The 18,548-nt window shown below is 65.3% G+C and carries 19 protein-coding genes; all 19 read left to right on the top strand.

From position 1 onward, the window contains the following. Positions 1-11: 11 nt before the first annotated feature. Positions 12-767 carry a hypothetical protein gene (locus ACFT32_RS17445; protein WP_382489818.1) on the top strand — a complete coding sequence of 252 codons (756 nt, stop codon included), beginning with the start codon at positions 12-14 and terminating at the stop codon, positions 765-767. Between the two features lie 13 nt (positions 768-780). Next, positions 781-3,708: a phage tail protein gene (locus ACFT32_RS17440; RefSeq protein ID WP_382489816.1), complete on the top strand. Its 2,928-nt coding sequence runs from the start codon at positions 781-783 to the stop codon at positions 3,706-3,708. After that, positions 3,705-5,783, top strand: coding sequence for a hypothetical protein (locus ACFT32_RS17435; protein ID WP_382489814.1), 2,079 nt, complete (start codon positions 3,705-3,707; stop codon positions 5,781-5,783). The genes ACFT32_RS17440 and ACFT32_RS17435 overlap by 4 nt, the downstream gene beginning before the upstream one ends. 13 nt (positions 5,784-5,796) lie before the next feature. Further along, positions 5,797-6,105 carry a hypothetical protein gene (locus ACFT32_RS17430; protein ID WP_382489813.1) on the top strand — a complete coding sequence of 103 codons (309 nt, stop codon included), beginning with the start codon at positions 5,797-5,799 and terminating at the stop codon, positions 6,103-6,105. A 144-nt stretch (positions 6,106-6,249) separates the two neighbouring features. Continuing rightward, positions 6,250-7,137, top strand: a complete 888-nt coding sequence (locus tag ACFT32_RS17425) for a hypothetical protein (RefSeq protein WP_382489811.1) — start codon at positions 6,250-6,252, stop codon at positions 7,135-7,137. Positions 7,138-7,233: 96 nt separating this feature from the next. After that, on the top strand, positions 7,234-7,644 hold the full coding sequence (locus ACFT32_RS17420; protein WP_382489809.1) for a helix-turn-helix domain-containing protein: 411 nt from the start codon (positions 7,234-7,236) through the stop codon (positions 7,642-7,644). 173 nt (positions 7,645-7,817) lie between these two features. Continuing rightward, positions 7,818-8,348, top strand: a complete 531-nt coding sequence (locus ACFT32_RS17415; protein WP_382489808.1) for a hypothetical protein — start codon at positions 7,818-7,820, stop codon at positions 8,346-8,348. Continuing rightward, positions 8,345-9,010: an ATP-binding protein gene (locus ACFT32_RS17410; protein ID WP_382489806.1), complete on the top strand. Its 666-nt coding sequence runs from the start codon at positions 8,345-8,347 to the stop codon at positions 9,008-9,010. The genes ACFT32_RS17415 and ACFT32_RS17410 overlap by 4 nt, the downstream gene beginning before the upstream one ends. Beyond that, positions 9,007-9,468 (top strand): hypothetical protein, encoded by a 462-nt coding sequence (locus ACFT32_RS17405; protein WP_382489804.1) that lies wholly within the window; start codon positions 9,007-9,009, stop codon positions 9,466-9,468. The genes ACFT32_RS17410 and ACFT32_RS17405 overlap by 4 nt, the downstream gene beginning before the upstream one ends. Continuing rightward, entirely contained in the window at positions 9,465-10,301 is an 837-nt protein-coding gene (locus tag ACFT32_RS17400) for a phage antirepressor (RefSeq protein WP_382489802.1), read from the top strand. The genes ACFT32_RS17405 and ACFT32_RS17400 overlap by 4 nt, the downstream gene beginning before the upstream one ends. Next, a complete protein-coding gene (locus ACFT32_RS17395) occupies positions 10,298-10,579 on the top strand; it encodes a hypothetical protein (protein WP_382489800.1) in 282 nt (93 codons plus the stop codon). The genes ACFT32_RS17400 and ACFT32_RS17395 overlap by 4 nt, the downstream gene beginning before the upstream one ends. Beyond that, entirely contained in the window at positions 10,576-11,808 is a 1,233-nt protein-coding gene (locus ACFT32_RS17390) for a DnaB-like helicase C-terminal domain-containing protein (RefSeq protein WP_382489798.1), read from the top strand. Before ACFT32_RS17395 ends, ACFT32_RS17390 begins: the two co-directional genes overlap by 4 nt. After that, the gene (locus ACFT32_RS17385) at positions 11,786-12,766 is read left to right on the top strand and encodes a toprim domain-containing protein (RefSeq protein ID WP_382489796.1); all 981 of its coding nucleotides are present in this window, start codon (positions 11,786-11,788) and stop codon (positions 12,764-12,766) included. The genes ACFT32_RS17390 and ACFT32_RS17385 overlap by 23 nt, the downstream gene beginning before the upstream one ends. Beyond that, entirely contained in the window at positions 12,766-14,355 is a 1,590-nt protein-coding gene (locus ACFT32_RS17380) for a DEAD/DEAH box helicase (protein WP_382489795.1), read from the top strand. Before ACFT32_RS17385 ends, ACFT32_RS17380 begins: the two co-directional genes overlap by 1 nt. Positions 14,356-14,451: 96 nt before the next feature. Next, entirely contained in the window at positions 14,452-14,922 is a 471-nt protein-coding gene (locus tag ACFT32_RS17375) for a hypothetical protein (protein ID WP_382489793.1), read from the top strand. Next, positions 14,919-15,371: a hypothetical protein gene (locus ACFT32_RS17370; RefSeq protein WP_382489791.1), complete on the top strand. Its 453-nt coding sequence runs from the start codon at positions 14,919-14,921 to the stop codon at positions 15,369-15,371. The genes ACFT32_RS17375 and ACFT32_RS17370 overlap by 4 nt, the downstream gene beginning before the upstream one ends. Continuing rightward, positions 15,368-15,820: a hypothetical protein gene (locus ACFT32_RS17365; RefSeq protein WP_382489790.1), complete on the top strand. Its 453-nt coding sequence runs from the start codon at positions 15,368-15,370 to the stop codon at positions 15,818-15,820. Before ACFT32_RS17370 ends, ACFT32_RS17365 begins: the two co-directional genes overlap by 4 nt. A gap of 3 nt (positions 15,821-15,823) precedes the next feature. Next, on the top strand, positions 15,824-16,567 hold the full coding sequence (locus ACFT32_RS17360; protein WP_382489788.1) for a hypothetical protein: 744 nt from the start codon (positions 15,824-15,826) through the stop codon (positions 16,565-16,567). Between the two features lie 81 nt (positions 16,568-16,648). Beyond that, positions 16,649-18,526, top strand: coding sequence for a DNA polymerase (locus tag ACFT32_RS17355; protein ID WP_382489787.1), 1,878 nt, complete (start codon positions 16,649-16,651; stop codon positions 18,524-18,526). The last annotated feature ends 22 nt before the right edge of the window (positions 18,527-18,548 follow it).

Below are 18,548 nucleotides of genomic sequence, written 5' to 3'. Positions count from 1 at the left end.
GAGCCTGTGCCATGCCCGCTGTCTACCCCATGTCGATTCGGAGCTTCACGCCGAAGACCGACAACGTGGACACCATCTTCGCCGCTCATGTCAACGACCTCCAAAACGAGATGGCCGCCGTCGAGCGGACACTGGGCGTCAACCCCCATGTCTGGAAGGGGATGTTGGAGGCGGCTGGGTTCACGCTGAAGACGCCCAATCCCATCTCGAACTACCACCACGCGAAGACATACAGCAGCGTCTCGGACCGGCTGGACTGGTTGCAGCGACAGGCTACGTGGCTGTCGAAGATGACGGCCCTGATGGTCGGCCAGGCCGGCAGCAGCAAGCCGTTCAAGCCCGTAGCTGCCGTCATCCGCGCCCCCGGCATGAAAATCCCTGCCGGCGAGGGCAAGTGGGTTCCCTTCAAATGGGGCGCGGCCGAATTCGACCCCAACAAGATGTACCAGGGCGGCTCGAATATCGTGGCGCCGATCACAGGGTTCTGGGACGTCAGCCTGAATGTCTGGGCAGATTCCACGGTACGCCGACCCAACGACTTGCACTTCGTGCACGTGCGCCTGATGCGCGGCAACGATGAAATCGCCGGGCAGGACTCACTCATCGAGACTCAGACCTGGATTCGGCACCGTGTCAACGTGTCCTGGCAAGGCCGTTGGAACGCTGGTGTCCCCATGCGTGTCGAGGTCTCCCAGCACGGTGCGAGCGACAACACGGTGGACGCCAACTGCAATATCAGCCTGTCCTTCGTTCGCGACCTGACGTGAGGTTGGGGTAGCGATGGGCGTCTACGAACTCGACATCTACGCCAAAACCCTCTACGGCGCACCGCTTTTCGTATCGTTCCAGTCGACCATGGCCGCAGAGCAAAACGGCTACGGCAACCTGGAAGTCTCTTGGGACACCCCGATCCAGGCCAGCTCCTCCCAGATCCTCGCCGGTGTGAAGACCTGGACGCGGCTGCGTCTCGTCCGGAACTCCTACGGCATTCCGGAGACCGAGGACGACGGCTGGGTCATCCTGGAGAGCGCGGCCGGCACCGGCAGCGGTGCGGGCGACCCGACCAACCGCTTCCTCGACGACACGGTGGTGCCCGGCCAGGTCTACTACTACGCCGTCTTCGTCTCCACCGCGCCCGACACCTACAGCGCCACGACCACCTACTACCCCGGCGACCTGGTCACCTACAGCAGCACGGTCTACATCAACACACAGACGGCAACGGGACTTCAGCCGGATACGAACCCGACGTCCTGGAGCACCACCGGCATCACCGAGGCGTGGTACCGCTGTGGAGGATGCGTCGGCCTGGCCGCCAAGGACTTCAAGCACTCGGAGCTGCTGTACGACCACATCCCCCGCCCTTACAAGGTCGAGGTCGTCGAAAGCACTGCTTCGAGCATTCCGGTCAACGAGCAACTCCTCCGCTTCTGCCGCCTGTTCGGCTATTTCTTCGACGTCATGAAATGCGAGCACGAGCAGTTGCTACGCATGAACGACGTACTGCGCTGCACAGACAGGCAGTTGTATCTCCTCGCGCAGGAAATGGGCGTCGACCGCCAGCTCCCTGGCCTACCCGAGCTGCGCCGCTCCTACATCGCCAACGCTGCGTTGATCCACCGCGACCGAGGCAGTGTCGAGGCAACTACCAAACTGATCAAGGCAATGACCGGGTGGGACTCGGACGTCCTGATCGGCTACAACGCGCTGCATGACCTCGACGAGGCCGCGTTCGCCAGCCCTGCGTACCCGGAGTGGCAACGGGACAAGGTCTACTACACCACCGTCGGCAGCCAGCTCTACTCCGACATTGTCACCTACAGCGGCACCCTGTACGCGGCCATCGGCACCCCACGCCGCGAGTCGATCTACCTGTCCTACACGGGCTCGAACCCGACAAAGACCGGCACCGGCACCATCGTCAAAGACCCCGACAGGGTGGCCGATCCCTACCCGGGATACGTGCGCCTGAACGGCGCGGCCAGCGGCGCCACACTCACCTTCACCTTCGCCGCTCCCAGCGCCGGCACATACAACCTGCATATCGTGCCCATCGCCGACCCGGCCGGCGGAATCATCACCGCGACCGTCAACGGCGTTGCCAGCACCATGGCGCCCCGCGACCTGTACAGCTCCTCACGCCAGCAGATCCCCGTTACGCCCCTGGGCAGCTTCACGCTGACCGCGACGGGCAATACCCTCACGCTGACCACCACCGGCAAGAACGCCCTGTCCAGCGGCTATGACATCACGCTCTCCTACCTGCTGATCCAAGGCAGCGCGACGAACCTGAACGTCCGCCCGGTCGGCGACGCGTCCTCCGCCACCTACTGGCAGGCCATCACCCCGAACACCCTTAAGGACACCTCCACCGAGTGGAATCCCTTGACCGGGGGTTACGGGTCCTGGAACTTGCTGCTCAACAGCAGCGGGACCGTGAACCCCGACGTCACATCCACCAGCACCCCCGACTGGTGGATCTCCCCCCAGGGCGCGTCTGTAGGCACCAGCAGCCCCGGCACCGGCAACTCACTGAACTACACCGCCTTGGGCACCGCCGGCACCCGCGAGGTCTTCCTGTCCGGCCTCGTCCGCGCCAACGCGTGGGACGCCGCAAATACCTACTACCCCGGCCAGGCCGTCACCTGGAATCCTCTCGGCTGGGCCACCGCACCCGTCTACGTCGCCACCGCACAAAGCGTGGGACGCCAGCCCGATCTCAATCCAGATAAGTGGAAGTTCACGCCCTACAAGGCGAACATCTCACCCGAGGCAAGCCGCATCCTGACCGACTCGGTCTACGCACCGAAGGTCAGCTCCTGGTCCGCCACCCGGTCCTACCAAAAGGGTGCTCGGATCGCTTGGCGAGGTCACCTCTACGAGGCCGCAAGGCCGTCTTTGGGTATCTTCCCCACTGGCTATAACGCCGACAACCTGTGGTGGCGCTGGTGCGGGTTGAATATCCAGCGCTACACGTTCTCGGTCTACCACAATCGAACCGCCACAGCGACGGGCGCAGACGTGCGCCCCTTCGTCAACTGGTACAACTCCAACGGTACTTACGGCGGTCTCGGCTTCATTCAGTCCGACGCACAAATCCAGTTCGACAGGTTCGAGACCACTCCCACGTACCCCCAGTCAACCGGTAGCGCTCCCGCCGGCTGGACGGTGCCGGCCGCCGGCGCGCACGGCGTCCCCATCCCCTGGAACGTCACCCGGGGCTCCTGGGCCAACACACGTGGCGTGGTCAGGCCCACCGCGTGGAACTCCGCCGCCGCACTGGAGCGCCAGGCGGGTCGCGTCCTGTGGTTCCAGCGCGACTGGGTCTACACCACAGCCCCCAGCGGGCAGCAGGGGGAGCAGGCGTACGTGACGTTCATGGCGGCCCCCGATGACTCCGGGGGAACGCTGGAGCACGGAATCGTCTTCCGTTTCACGCCCAACGTCGGCTACTGGCTCGCCTCCAGGGATCGGCTGACCTACACCACCGTCACCGTCTCCGGCGGCAACGTCACCGCCGTGAACGTCTCCGTCGTCGCGACCTGGACCCCCATTTCCTACGGCGAGCGCATGCGTGTGCGTAACAGGTCCGGAGACATTTTGGTCGAAGCGCGCGGCTGGTCCGGATGGAGAACGCTCGCCAACGTCTCCGACACCCGAAATAACACGGCGCTCGGATATGGGCTGTTGGAAAGGGTCCGGACATGACCATCCCCATCCCCCTTACCCTGGACGGAACTACGACCAGCACGGGCGTATTCGATCCCGTGCTGCGTCTCATTACACAAATCGCGCTGAACGCAGGGCGTAGCGTCAGCACCGGCACGCTGGCTGTCACATACTCAGACGTCCCGGGGGCTTTCACGGACTTCGCGGTCGTGCCCTACGGCCCTTCGGTCTATTCCGACCCGGCGTTCAGCCATGCGACGTCCGGCGTCATCCGCCTCGGTGGAACGGACCCGACCAACACCTGGCGACGGCTCTCTCTCACCGTTCAGGCACCCAACCGTCTCTACAGCCCAGGACCCATCGGCGCCATCTACGGGGTGTTCGACTACGCACGGCTTGGCGTCACGTCCTCGGCCATGGCGCTCAATGAAACCCAGCAGATGGCGTACGTGCAGTTCGAGCGCACGCCGCCAGGAACAGACACTGACACGGACCAGTTCGGGTCCAACCTCTTTGACCTGGAGCAGTCTTCGTATGAAGGCCGCACCATGTACGAGCCGGTGGGCGGCGGCGGGGAAACGGCCTACCTGACGTTCGCGCGCACCACGGAATACCCGTCCTGCGGCGAATTCAGCGGCAAGTTCGTCTACCAGTCGCCACCAGCCACCAACTCGTATGAGGCAGTGGCCCAGTTCGGCAGCTACCCCAACCTCCGGGCCAAGCGTCAGACGTACGCCGCCGTGAAGTACGACGCCTTCGTGCCCGGTGAGGGAACGCCGGACAACCCCGACGGCAGCGGTGTCGCCGGTGGCACGCCCATCCCTGCGCCCGCGACCCTGACCCTGCGGCCTCTCCAAACCGCGTTGGTGCGGGTGGAGCCGGGCGTGACCTACCAGGCACAGGTGTCCGTCGCCGCCGAAGTCGCCGGTCAGCAGCTCACGTGCGCGATCTTGCGCTACGACGCGAACTTCAATCTGATCGGTACCTTCGCTGCCGGGTCGGCAGTGACCACGGCAGGCGGCTACAAGTACCAACAGGCAAGCGCAATGCTCCAGATGGAGAGCAACGCCGTCTGGGCGGCCGTGGTCCCGCGCGTCACCTCCGGCGGGGCGAGCCGGGTGCAGTTCTACGTGGACGAGCACCGCATCTGGGTCCCGAGCACACTCTCCACGAAGAGCGCCGGCGCCTCACCCGCCAGGGCCTGGCAGCCGCCTCGTCAGCTCATCATGAAACTCCGCGCCACGCGCGTGAACCTCGCGAAGAACCCCTCGTTCCAAAACTCACTGTGGGGTTGGGGGCACGAGAAGGACGCAGGTGTCACCGCGTCCCTGACTCTGGCCCTGGGCAGCGGCATCGTCGGGAACGCGGCCGAGTACAGCATCACGACCGTCCCGACCGCCACCTTGATCAACGGCACCTCCCCGCGTACCGGCGTGGTGTCCGCCACCGCGCAGCCAGCCCTCGTCGACCGACTCCGGCCGGACACCGTGTACACCGCGTCGATCTACGTTCTGGCTCTCTCCTCGCCGGTCCCGATCACCCTGTGGGCCCACGACGGGGCGAACCTGATCCGGGGCACGAGCACGCCAATCGTCGACCCGGCCGGCACCACCTGGACCCGGTTGTCGGTGACGTTCAAGACCTCGTCGACCTTCGGCGGTACCGCGCGGCTCAGCCTCGGCTACGCCGCCGACGACGTCGCGTCGGTCTACACCGCCGTCCAGCCCGGCACCAACGACGCCGTCTGGGTCCAGGTCGAGCAGGACCCGGTTGCCGAGCCGACCTGGTCCCAGAGCGTCCCCTACACCGCTGGTGCGCGCGTGCAGCACGACGGACTGCTGTGGGAGTCCCTCGTGGCGAACGGCCCCTACGCGAACGTCGGCCCCTTGGGCTTCAGATACGACCACCTCTTGGTCGAGCAGGCCGACCGGCTCGCCCCGTATTTCGACGGCAACGAGCCCTCAGCCGACTACATGTGGGAGGGCACTCCCGGGGATTCCCGCTCGCACTATTACCGGGGAAAAAGGGTCTCCCAATACCGTCTGGACCAGCTCATTCAGCGGCAGATCGGCGTGGGCGCCTCGTACAAACTCGTGTACGCCAGCGCCCCGTGACCCGGGAATCGCCATGACGTACCTGCTCATCCTTGCGCTCGCCACCTTCTTCATCTGGGAATGCCTCGTGCGTCCCCTCATCACGTTCCTGTGCTCCCGCCTGCCCGTCCCGGAGCTGCTCGCCGCCTACCTGAAGGCTCTTACAGCCGGCGCGACCGCCTTCGCACTAGCCCATTGGGTGGACAGGCATTTTCTTGTGCCCATCGCGGCGGCTTCCTTGGCGGGCACGCTCCACCTTCTGAGCCGTACGAGTGAGGCACCTCAAATTGCGACGGTGACTCGCAGCAGAGCCAGACGGGGGATGCCAATGCCCGGTCCATGAGGTCAGACCTGGTGTCTCACCCTGGCGGCCCAAACTAACCCAGGTGAGTGGTCCTTAAATGAATTGCCCTGTCGCACCTATTTCCGAGGCTTCGGCAAGGGCACTATCGCTCTCACCCGACACATCAGCCCATGTGAGGAAAATATGGCAACCGGGAAGCGCACAGTCACTCTAGGAATTCTGGGGGCCGCAGAGGTCGCGAGGTCGCTGGTCGTCGATGTCCTCAACGATCACTTCAGCCTGGGCCCGGAAGACGCCGAAGGGTACTTCGGCCCCTCGGACAAGTACGAACTGCACATGCTCATTCCGGCCGGCCAGGACGCCACTTCTGCCGGTGTGCACGCGGTGTGGGAATGGGCGGTCCGCTGCGAGCTGCCCTACAAGGTGCTCTGGGACGAGACCACCAACGAGCACACGGACGACGTCCTGCACAACGTGGTGAACCCCGAGGACGACACGGCCATCGTCGCGGACGTCCACAAGGCCATGGTGGAACGGCTCGGCCAGTCGCAGAACCCGATGCTCCTGGTGCTGAGCGAAGAGGGCGCGACGTACGAGCCGCCCACCGCTGAGGCCGCCGCCACGGCCCTGCGCGAGGGCATCCCGGTCCACGACCTCTCCCGCGCCCTGCTGGAGGTGACCTGGCGTCATCTGCCGGACCACGAGCCGCCCGAAGAGCCCGCCCTGGAGGTCGAGCCCGACGGCCAGATGGCACTCACCGTGGTTTCCGACACCCCTGACGTCACGCTGACGGCCGGCGAGGCCGTCGCTCTCAACCGGACCCTGATCGAGGCCGAGACATTCCTGGACGGCCTCGCCGGGCTGGTCCACGGCACGGACGGCCTGCGCCAGTCCTTCGTCCACGGACGCTCACTGCTGGCGCCCCGGCCGGAGACGCCGGCCGACACCGGGGATGACGAGAAGCCGAAGAAGACCCGCCTCGAAATCTTCAACGCGGAGACAAACCAGTGGGAGCCGGCCGGCCGAGGCCGCCCTCCGAAGGGCGCACAGAAACGCCGAGTTCAGGTCTGACATGAGAAGACCTCCCGGCGGACATTGACAGGATTCCGCCGGGAGGCCGCTGCTATGGCCGCCACGCCATTCGACTCATTCAACGGGGAGAATAGCATGACCCTCGATATTCCCGTCGAAGAAATTCTCGCCCGAGTTCCCGAAAGGGCTCGCGTCGCCTACACCAACCTCGTTACACACAGGGACAGTAGGTTCGACGAGAAAACCGGCTGGTCCTGCGCTTACATCACGCAGGACGCCTTGGCATGTGAAATGGGCGTCAGCCTTCGCACCACCACGCGCGCCCTAAGTGACCTTCGCCGCTTCGGACTTGTCCGAGTCCTCGCTTGGCCGGGAGCCGAGACAGAAACGCAGATCCGGGTAAGCAGCGTGTCCGTCGCGAGCCCCTTCGGCCCAATCCGCATGGCTCAGGAACAACTGCCGCACCACAAGCTCGTGGATTGCGCTATCGCCCTTCTCGTCAAAAGCAACCGCGAACTGGAGGAAAACATGCCGGAGAGCGAGTAACTCCCCTGACGCAGCAACTGGCGCATCGAGCGCGCACATACGCGCTCAAGCAAAAGCACCCGCTCTAGCTCAAGCAAGAGAACTGCTAAATAGAAACCTTCGGTTTCTATTAGCTGCCCACGAACATTCGTTCGCGTGCAGTTTCTGGCCCGCCACAACGCCAGGAGAACCACATGGCTCGTCGCCACACCGACCCCGACGCCGAACTCGACGCCACGGCCTACGTCCAGCGACTCCTCCACGACTCCTCCGAAGACGCTCCGGCCCCCTGCCCGGCCTGGACCCCGCCCGAGCCCGCCCCGCGCCGCGTCAGGCGCTCACAGAGCCGCCGGTACGGCCCCGACAGCCTCCCGGGCCTGGCCGACTACTTCACCCATGCCTGCCCCCCGCTGAGCTGGGCCGGCGGTCTGGAAATCGGCAACCGCCAAGCCCTCGTACAGGTCTTCGGCGAGCTGCGCCGCGATGCCGGCCTGACCCCGGACGACTGCCGGGCCTTGGTCGACCTGTACATCTCCCGCCTCGGCGACCGAAGGCCCCAGCGCCCCTACGTCTGGGACTTCAAATGGCAGCGCTACCAGCTCATCAAGGCCCTCCGCGACACCGGCGTGACCGTCACGGACGCCGACTACGCCTCCTGGCAGGCCCCCGCCAGCACCGACCAGTCCGAGGACGACGCCTTCACCGCCTCCTGGGGGAACCTGTGATCACCACACCCATGGACCCCGAGCGCGCCCGCTGGGTCGGCACCGGACTCCCGCCCCGGCTCAGGGGCATCACCCTCAACGACGTCGAAGAGCTGGGCATCGTCCTGCCTCGCGCCATCAAGAACACGCGGGCCTACGTGGAGGGCTACCGCGCCCAGCAGTCCAAGAACTGGCGCTGTGTGCCGGTCAACCCGCACATCTTCGGCCTGGGCCTGCTCTTCGCTGGCCCGCCCAGCACCGGCAAGACCACGCTCGCTGCCGCCGCCCTGTGCGAGCTGCGCCGACGCTGGGGCGCCACCGTCTACCACGCCCGCTACAGCGACCACGTCGCACGCAAGATCAAGATCCTCAAGGCCGGTTCCGACACCGACCCCGAGGAACTCTCCCGCTGGACCTACGCCACCGAGCGAGTCGAGCACGCCGACGTCGTCCTGCTCGACGACGTAGGGCATGAGCACACCACCGACTCGAAGTTCGCCGAGGACACGCTGGACCAGCTCCTGCGGCAGCGGTTCGACGACGGCCGCCCCACGATCATCACCACCAACCTCGCCGGCACGGACTGGGCCCAGCGCTACTCCAAGCCGCTGCGCAGCTTCATGGACCGGTGCACCCGCCGCGAGATTTTCGTCAGCGAGAAGCAGCGGGGGGCCGACGCGTGATCGGCTACGCCAACCTCGCCGCCGACGAGCCGATCCCCACCGAGGTCTTCGTCGTGTGGGAGCACCTGATCGGGCTGCCCGGCCCGAGGTACTCCGAGAACCGCTTCAAGCGCTACCTGTGGTGGAACCGCAAGTCCGCCGCCCTGGACCTCTTCGAGGAGACCAACGCCCCGGCCGTGGCCGAGCTGTGGAACCTCTGGCAGCGCGACGTGAACGTTGCCCTGGTGACCTACCTGCCCGAGGAGCTGAAGGGCGACCTCGCCACCCGCATCGAGGCCGAGGACATCCCCAAAACACGGCTGGTCGTCACCACACCACAGGAAATGGCGCGGCTGATCGGGATTCTCGACACCGCCCACATTTTCCATGCGCTGCCCGAACACACCCTGCGCTACGGCCCCAAGGGGATCTACGTCCACCCCCGCAATCCAGAAATCATCCGAAAGGTCACCCGATGAGCGCCGACGTCATCCCGCTGGTCTTCCCCGAGACCAACAAGAGAGTCCGCGTTCTCATGATCGACGGCGCTCCCTGGTGGGTCGCCCGCGACGTGTGCGCCGTGCTCGAACTGGAGCGTCCCGACGCTGCACTGAGGGGCCTCGATGACGACGAAAGGGATGCTCATACTGTGAGCACCCCTGGCGGTGACCAGCGGATGTCCGTCATCAGCGAATCCGGCCTGTACTCGATGATCCTCCGCAGCCGCAAGGCCGAGGCCAGGGCGTTCAAGAAATGGATCACCTCCGAGGTAATCCCGGAGATCCGGCGCACCGGCGGCTACGGCACCGATAAGAAGCCGGAGTTCGACACCCCGCAAACCTTCGGCGAAGCGCTCCTGCTGGCCGCGACCCAGTGGGAGGCGCTGGAGGCCGCGAAGAAGGAACTGGCCGCCGCAGCCCCGAAGGTCGAGGCAGCCGAAGCATTTTTCGCCAGCGACAAATTCCTGCTGGTCCGCGAGGCCGCGAAGCTCCTCGGCATGAAGGAGAAGGTGCTGCGTCTCCTGCTCGTGGAGAAGGGATGGATCTTCCGACACAAGAACCGCTACGGCGACGCGTACTACGACGTGGCCGCAAAGGTCGCCGACGCTGGCCTGCTGGTCACCCGCGTCTACGCACGCGTGGGAGACGACGGCGGCGCCAGGACCACCTACACCGTCTACGTCACTCCGAAGGGCGTGGAGGCCATCCGCCGACTCCTCCGCGATCTGGCCGACCGGAGAAACGTTCCTTCGCTCCAGCATGGCCCGGCCACTCACGTTGCACGCCCCCTGCGGAACGGAGTGAAGCGGTGATCGACTACCGCCCCGAGCCCCACCAGGACCCGCGCCGCGAGGTCGTCCAGCTCATCCCTGACAAAACCAGCAAGATCGCGCGTCTGCGCTCGGAATTCGGGCTGGAGGGCTACGACGAGCTGCCCCTGGTCGGCTGGGCCGTCGTCGTGACGTTCCTCGCCGGCGAGCTGCCGCAGATCACGGTCGAGCCGGTCGTGGACGACGACTGCATGGGCCCCGTCCCGCTCGGCGACCTCATGGAGGAAGCCGGACCCTTGACGCTGCTGGAAGTTCTGTGAGCAGCATCGAAGAGGAGGTGATCAGCTACATCGCGCTGACCGGTGATCTGGAGACAGTCACCACCGCGCGGGTTACGGCTGATCACTTCCTCGACCCGAACAACCGCCGGATCTTCGAGGAAATCCTGGCGTTCCGGGCGGACTTCGGGGAACCGCCCACCCCAGAGGTCATCTGTCGCGACCACCCGGGCTTCGCCTTCCGCGAGGAGGGCTCCGGCCCGGTCGACTACCTCATCCGCGAGCTGCACGAGGCCCGCCGACGCACCATCATCGACCTCGGCCTCAACGCCGTGGCGGAGGCCCTCGACAAGAGCGGCTCGGAAGCCGCGCTGCCCCTGCTGCGGATGATGCTCGCGCACGCCGCCACCGCCACCGCCACCTCACGCGAGATCGACTACGCCGCCAGCGGTGTCCAGCGACTGGAGGTCTACCGCCAGGCCAAGGACAACCCGGGCGAGTTGCTGGGCATCCCCACGGGCTTCCGGTTCCTGGACAAGGTCACGCTCGGCGTCCAGCCGCAGCAGATGATCGTCCTCACCGGCCTGGCCAAGAGCTGCAAGACCACGGTGATGCTCGGCATGACCCGCTCGGCGTACGACTACGGCGCACGGCCGTTGCTGATCTCCTTCGAGATGCCGTACGCGGAAATCGCCCGTCGCCTCGACGGATTCCTCGCCAAGGTCAACCCGAAAAAGCTCCAGACCGGCGAGTTGTCTCCGAAGGAATGGCGGGCCCTGGAGAACGCACTCTCCGGACCGCTCGGCGAGCAGCCGTACATCGTCACCGAGGACCGCGCCGGCGCGATGACGCTCAGCGGAATCCAAAGCAAGATCGACCAGCTCTCCCCGAGCGTGGTGTTCATCGACGGCGCCTATTTCCTCCATGACGAAATCAGCCGCGAGTCGCAGACGCCAATTGCTCTGACCAACATCAGCAGGGGCTTGAAAAAGCTCGCTCTGAACAACGACCTGCCGGTCGTCGTCACGACGCAGTCGCTTTCGCACAAAGTCGGCGCGAAAGGGCTGACCGCGAACAGCCTCGGATACACCAGCGCCTGGGTCCAGGACGCGGACCTGGTCGTCGGCATGGAGGCCACGGACGAGGACTTCTTTTACCGCATGAAAGTCCTCGCCTCCCGCAACGCTCCTCCGCAAGAACACCTGATCTCCATCTCGTGGGAGCCGCCGCAGTTCGAGGAGGCCGAAATTGAAGAAGCACTCCCTTACTGACCTGTGGGAGAACCTTTCGGCCTTCTCCAACCCAGTGCCGTCCGACGTCGCCGGCACCATGCAGGCCCTCGGGATCGAGGTTCTGCGAGAGGTGAGCGGAGAGGACTCAACGGAGTTTCTTGCTCGTTGTCCCGCCCACCTTGCTCTGACCGGGAAGGCGGACCGCCGGCCCTCGTTCTCGGTCAATTCGCGGACCGGTCTTTTTCACTGCTTTTCGTGCGGGTACTCCGGGCCGTTCGTGCAGCTCGTCGAAGACGGGCTGGGGTACGCGCGTGTGGAAGCGTTCCAATGGATCGCACGCCGTGGCGTATACCGCACATGCAGCGACGAGGAACAGAATCCCCAAAAAGACCCAGATGAGCCGCGCATCACCGAAGCCGCCCTGGCGCTCTTCGTGCCGCCCCCTCCGAGAGCCCTCGAAACCCGAGGACTTACCGCCGAGGCGTGCAGTGATTTTGGGGTGCTGTGGAGTCCGACGAGCAAGCACTGGATTCTTCCAATCCGCAACCCCATGACAGGCGAACTGTGGGGCTGGCAGGAGAAAGGGAAACGGTTCTTCCGAAACTACCCGCAGGGAATTTTCAAGTCGCGCACCCTTTTCGGTGATCTCACCTGGCGCGGCACCACGGCGCTCCTGTTGGAATCCCCGCTCGATGCGGTCCGCGCCCACGCCCTCGGCATAGATGGCGCGTTCGCCTCGTTCGGCGCGCACGTCTCCGAAGCACAGATGCGGCTCCTGAAGGACCGCTGCACGACCCTCGTGCTCGCGCTCGACAACGACACTGCCGGCCTCGCCTCACGAGACCGGCTGTACGCACGCTGGCGCCCGCGCGGCCTGGCGATGAAGTTCCTCAGCTACAGCGGAATCTCCGCGAAAGACCTGGGCGACATGAGCGACGAGGCCGCCCGGTCGGCGTACGCCCACGCCCACTACCCGTGGCGCAGGAGGCGCACCTGATGTTCACCGGCAAGCTGCACCCCTACCAGCACGACGGCGTCGACCGCATTCTGTCCGACCGGCGCCTCCTGGTCGCCTACTCCATGGGCACCGGCAAGACCGTCATGACCATCGCCGCGCTCGAAGACATGCTCGGCAATGGGGACATCCGCTGCTGCGTCATCCTCGTGCCGAACTCGCTGAAGTTTCAGTGGGCCCAAGCCATCGCGCAGTTCACCGACGCCCCGACCCGCACGCTCAAGGTCCGGGGTGTCGCGCTCACCGTCCCGACCGAGGACGTCTGCGTGGTGGTCAACGGCACGCCGGCCAAGCGCCAGCAGCAGTGGGAGAGGGCCCAGCACGCGGACTACGTCATTGCCTCCTACGGCGCCGTTCTGCACGACTGGAAGCACCTGTGCGCTGTGTGGGCCGACGCGCTGGTCCTCGACGAGGCCACCGCCATCAAGAATTTCGCGGCCCAGACGACCAAGCGCATCAAGAAACTCCGGCCACCCGTGCGGGTCGCTCTCACCGGGACGCCGGTGGAGAACAGGCCAGAAGAGGTCTTCTCCATCATGGAATGGGTCAACGAAAAGATTCTCGGACGCTGGGATCTTTTCGACAAGAGTTACATCATCCGGAACTGGTTCGGTGGCGTCACCGGGTACAAGAACTTGGATCTGCTGCACCGGAATCTGTCCAAGGCGATGATCCGCAAGTCGCGCCTGGACCCGGAGGTCGCGAAGTACCTGCCAGCCGTGACGGAGACGACGCGCCTGGTGCAGCTCGACAAGACGAGCCGGGCCATCTACAAGGCCATCCTCCTCGACCTCCAGGCCGCGATGGATGAACTGGCCGAGGCCGGCCAGGAGCTGGACGTCGCCGCCTACTACGCCGGCGTCCGCCCCGACGGAGGCTTCGGCGCCCAGGGCAAGGTCATGGCGCGCATGCAGGCCGCCCGGCTGCTGCTGGACCACCCCCAGCTCCTGATGGACAGCGCGGTCGCCTACCACGAGAGCAAGACCGAGGGCTCCGAGTACGCCGCCCAGTTCGCCGCCTCGCGCACCGACCTCCCCGACCTCAACCACTCGCCCAAGCTGAACGCGCTGGACGAGCTGGTCGCCACGATGGTGGGAGAGGGCGCGAAAGTCGCGGTCTTCACCGACTACCGCCGCCTGCTGCCCTACCTCTCCGAGCGACTCGAAAGGCACGGCGACCTGGTCCACTTCCACGGTCAGCTCACCTCGGACAAGAAAGCCGCCGCGCTGGCGAAATTCAAGACCGACCCGGACTGCCGGATTTTCCTGTCGACGAATGCCGGCGGCTACGGACTCGACCTCCCCGAGGTCCAGTACCTCATCAACTACGACTTGCCCTACTCCAACGGGCTGCTGGCCCAGCGCAACACCCGGCATGTGCGGGCCAGTTCGCAGTTCGACCGCGTCCACGTCGTCAATCTGGTCGTCGAGGATTCCATCGAGGAGCGCGTGAACGCCACCCTCCGGCTGCGCCAGAAGCTCTCCGAGGCGATCGTGGACGGCCAGGGGCAATACGGGCCGCTGGCTGTGGACGTGGAGAGCCTCTCAGACCACGTCGGAAATTCCCTATGATGGCACTCGTATGGCCGATTGGCCGCGATTTTTTCAGCTCATAGGGTCGTCGACACGGAGTGAGTAGCTCCTTCGCACCATCCACGGGAGCATTGCGTGCCTGAAGAAACAAATCCCACGGCCGCCCCGGAATCCCAGCGCATTCCATTCGACCCAGTCATCCCGGTGTTCCGGGAATGGGCGGTCCTCAAGGCTCAGGTCACCGAAGAAACCTCGCGGCTCAACAAGCTCCGCGACAAGATCGCCGACGCAGTCGAGCATCGTGGGTACAAGGATCACAAGGGGTCGCAGTATCTCGACCTACCTTTCCCGATCCCCGCCGGCGACAACGAGTACGTGCGTATCAAACGAGAACGCCGCGTCTCAGTCGTCGCCGATGAGCAGGCGGCCGAGCGCATCACCAAAGCGAAGGGCGAGCACATCTACCGCCGCGCCTTCCCACCGGTCCCGATGCTGGACGCGGACGAACTGTACGTCCTCCTCCAGGAAGGCCACCTCACCGAGGCCGAGATGGACGAAATCCTGGTTCAGAAGGAGTCGTTCGCTTTCCGGGGCCTGACGTCATGAGCTACAGCCGCAAGGTCCGGTTCAGCAGTGGCGAACGCTACCGGTGGGAATGGGGCAAGGTGCTCAAGCGAAGCTGCTTTGGCGCCGGTCCCAGCGGATGGGGTGCCATGGCGTTCGCCACCGGAATCGACCGGGAGCGTCTGCGCAGAATTCACCGCCACCACGGCGACGCACCGGTAGGCAGCACACGCGGAAATGCGACCGCTGACGAGGCTACCGCCATCTGCCGAGCGCTCGACGTGCCGGCCTACTGCCTCAAGACCACGGATGTGGAACCGCCCATCCTCCCCTCCGGGTTGTTCTACATCCTGGCCCGCCGTGTCATGGCGAACGAGGAGGAGGGCGAGGAACTCCTTGAAGCCTTGCAGGAGTCGTACCCGACCCTACTGCTGAAGTACCTGCCGGAGTTCTCCGACTTCGAGGAGTACGCAAAGGGTGCTGCGGCGTGATCCATCCCCCGCGCAAGCCCCTCGACGTCTACCCTGGCACTTCCCGGCCGATCGGCGTGCCCCACCCCGTGCAGAATCCCGGCGCAGGCGATATCGCCCGGTGGGACGAGGACCCCGTCTACAAGAAAATCAGCGGCTACTACCGCGAATTCTTCGCGATCAGCCACCTGGCCAATGCGCTCAATCGGGCCCCCAAGACCATCTACAAGTGGGAGTCCACCGGCCTTTTCCCGTCGGCCACCTGGATCTACAACGGCGAATCCCGAAATGGTCGGCGGCGCCTCTACACCCGGCGCCAGATCGAGGGCGTTGTCCTCATCGCCTACGAAGAGGGCGTGCTGAGCGGGACCAAGCGCTTCATCTCCCACACGCAATTCCCGGAGCGCTGCACGGAGCTGTTCAAGCAGACGCGCGCCGTCATGCCCGAACCCATTCACGACTGGAGCTGACTCATGCCCGAATCCCGTACCTATGGACGCCGCCGCGCCCTCCCCGCACGCAAGGCCGAGCAGGAGGGCTTCGACGCCGGCCGCAGCGACGGCACTGTCACCCGCCGCGAGGCCATCACCGGCCGCGTGGTGAAGACCGGCTCGGGTGCCGCACAGGGCGCCGGCTGGGACGACGTCGACAAGGTCGCCTCGGCCGCTGGCGGCGGGGACCTCTACCTCAAGGTGACCGAGAACCGCATGGTCATCAAGATCCTCGCCGACGGGCCGTTCGACGTCTTCGCGAGCCACTGGATCGACGAGATCGAAGAGGGCTCCAAGAGCGTGCGCTGCTGGGGTACCCCGGACTGCCCGCTCTGCGCCATCGGCGACAAGGCAAAACGATTCAGCGCCTGCTTCGACGTCGTCTCCCTGGAAGACCCGGAATTCCCCGTCCTCAAGGTATGGGACGTCGGAATCAAGATCGCGCGGCAGCTCAAGGAAATCGCTGCCGATGCAAAGCGCGGTCCCCTCAACCGCCCCGACCTGTATTTCACGATCCGCAAGGAACAGAAGAAGAAGGCCGTCGAATACACCCTGGAGCGGGTCAAGGAACGCGACCTGGAGGAGGAGTACGGAGTCGCTCCGCTCGACGACGAGGCTCTGAAGCAATTCCTGGCCGAATGCCACAACTACGGCGACCGGGTCAAGGAACCGCTCGACGAGGAAGGCATGGAGGAAATCGTCCAGCTCCTGATGGACGACGCCTGACCGCCCACCCAAGCCACCCGCGCCGGTGCTGCGCTCCGCCGGCGCGGGCCCCCTTCTCTTCACTCACGGCTTGGGGACCTCGTGCAGCTCATCACCGACACTCGCCAACTCGAAGAAGCCGTACGGCACTTCCGCGCCCAGGACAGTTTCGCCTTCGACGTCGAGACCACGGGCGCCTACAGAGGCGTACCCGCCGTCAATGAAGTCGCCTGGATCAGCCTGGCCACCCACGGCTCGTCCGTCGTCATCCCGATGGGCCACCCCAACGGCTACAACCTGCTCAGGAAAGCGACCAGGCGAAAGAACAAGGCCACTGGCCAGTGGGAGCACATCCCCGCCCAGTGGGACGAGCCCCCCGCCCAGCTCCGGCCCAGCGTCGTCTTCGACGCCCTGGAGGAGCTGCTGTACAGCGACCGGACGAAGATCGCCCATAACGCGCCCTTCGACCTTCTGTCGGTCGCCAAGTACTACAAGGGGAAATACCCGCCTCCGCCGTACGGGGACACGATCGTCGCCGCATGGATGCTGAACGAGAACCGCGCCCTGGGCCTGAAGGCCCTCGACAAGGAGCGCTACGGCCTGGTCTACGACACCGAAGAGGTCGGCAAGTGCATCGAGAAGCATCCCTTCGGCGTGGTGGCCGACTACTCCTACATTGACGCCGCCACGGACTGGCTCCAGTGGCTCCACATGCGGCCGATGATCACGGCCGAGGGCCTGGAGGACATGTGGACCCTGGAGATGGACGTCCTGCACTGCCTGCTGCACATGGGCGCCGGCGTCCCCGTGGACATCGAGGCCCTCAAGCAGCTCCGCACACGCCTGCGTGAGCGCCTCACCGACTGCGAGGCCGACGTCTACCGCGCGGCCGGCAAGGTCTTCAACATCGGCTCCACCCCCCAGAAGCAGGCGATCCTCTACGGCGAACAGGGCCTGCGCCCACGGAAGTTGACCAAGAAGGGCGCCCCCTCCACCGACGCCGAGGCCCTGGCCCCCTACGCAGGCCGCAACCCGGTGGTCGACGCGATCCTCGCCTACCAGGAAGTCTCCAAAATCCTCTCCACCTATGTGGAGGGGTATCTCGGCAACGGCGAGGACAAGCCGACCCAGATCTTCAACGGCCGCATTCACCCGATGCTCAAGCAGTTCGGCACGGTCACCGGTCGCTTTTCCTGCTCCACTCCCAACGTCCAGAACTGGCCACGTGCGGAAACCGAGTGGGGAAAGGCGATCCGTGATCTCGTCGACCCCATCCCCGGGTATGTGTTGCTCGTCGCCGACTACGCGCAGATCGAGCAGAGGATTCTCGCGCACTTCGCCGGGAAGGGTGCTCTCTGGCAGGGGTTCTGGGACGGCGTGGACGCGCACACCGCGACCGCAGCAGCCGTATTCGGTGTCGCCCCCGAGGACGTCACCAAGCAAATGCGGCAGATCGCCAAGGCAATCGCGTTCGCGATCAACTACGGTGCCGGCGCCCAGAAAGTGGCGGACATGTCCCACACCACCCTGCGGCGAGCGAAACAGATCCTGCGCGAGCACGAGAAGCAGTTCCCCGAGGTGTACCGCTACAAGGCCAAGCTCCTGCGGACCGTGCGCTCCCGTCGGCCCGAGCCGTACCTGCGCACCCTACTCGGCCGCAAGCGTCGGCTCCCGGACCTGCTCAACCACGACCATGGCCTGCGCGCCAAGGCCGAACGACAGGTCGTCAACTCCCACATTCAGGGCTCGAACGCGGACATCACCAAGCTCGCCCTGGTCCGACTACACAAAAGCCTGCTGCCCGGCATGCAGATCCTGCTCACCGTCCACGACGAAATCGCCGCCATGTGCCCGGCCGATACCGCCGAGGAAGGCGCCAAGGTACTGCAAGAGGCCATGGCCGGCCAGGAAATGCAGCTCCTCTCCGTACCCGTCACCACGGACGTGAAAATCTGCCACCGCTGGAGTGAGGCCAAATAATCAACCGCCCTACGCTTACAGC

The sequence above is a fragment of the Streptomyces sp. NPDC057002 genome (assembly GCF_042673825.1).
Taxonomy (GTDB): Bacteria; Actinomycetota; Actinomycetes; order Streptomycetales; family Streptomycetaceae; genus Streptomyces.
The sequence above is the reverse complement of the archived record's forward strand: the minus strand, read 5'-3'. Positions and strand labels throughout refer to the sequence as shown.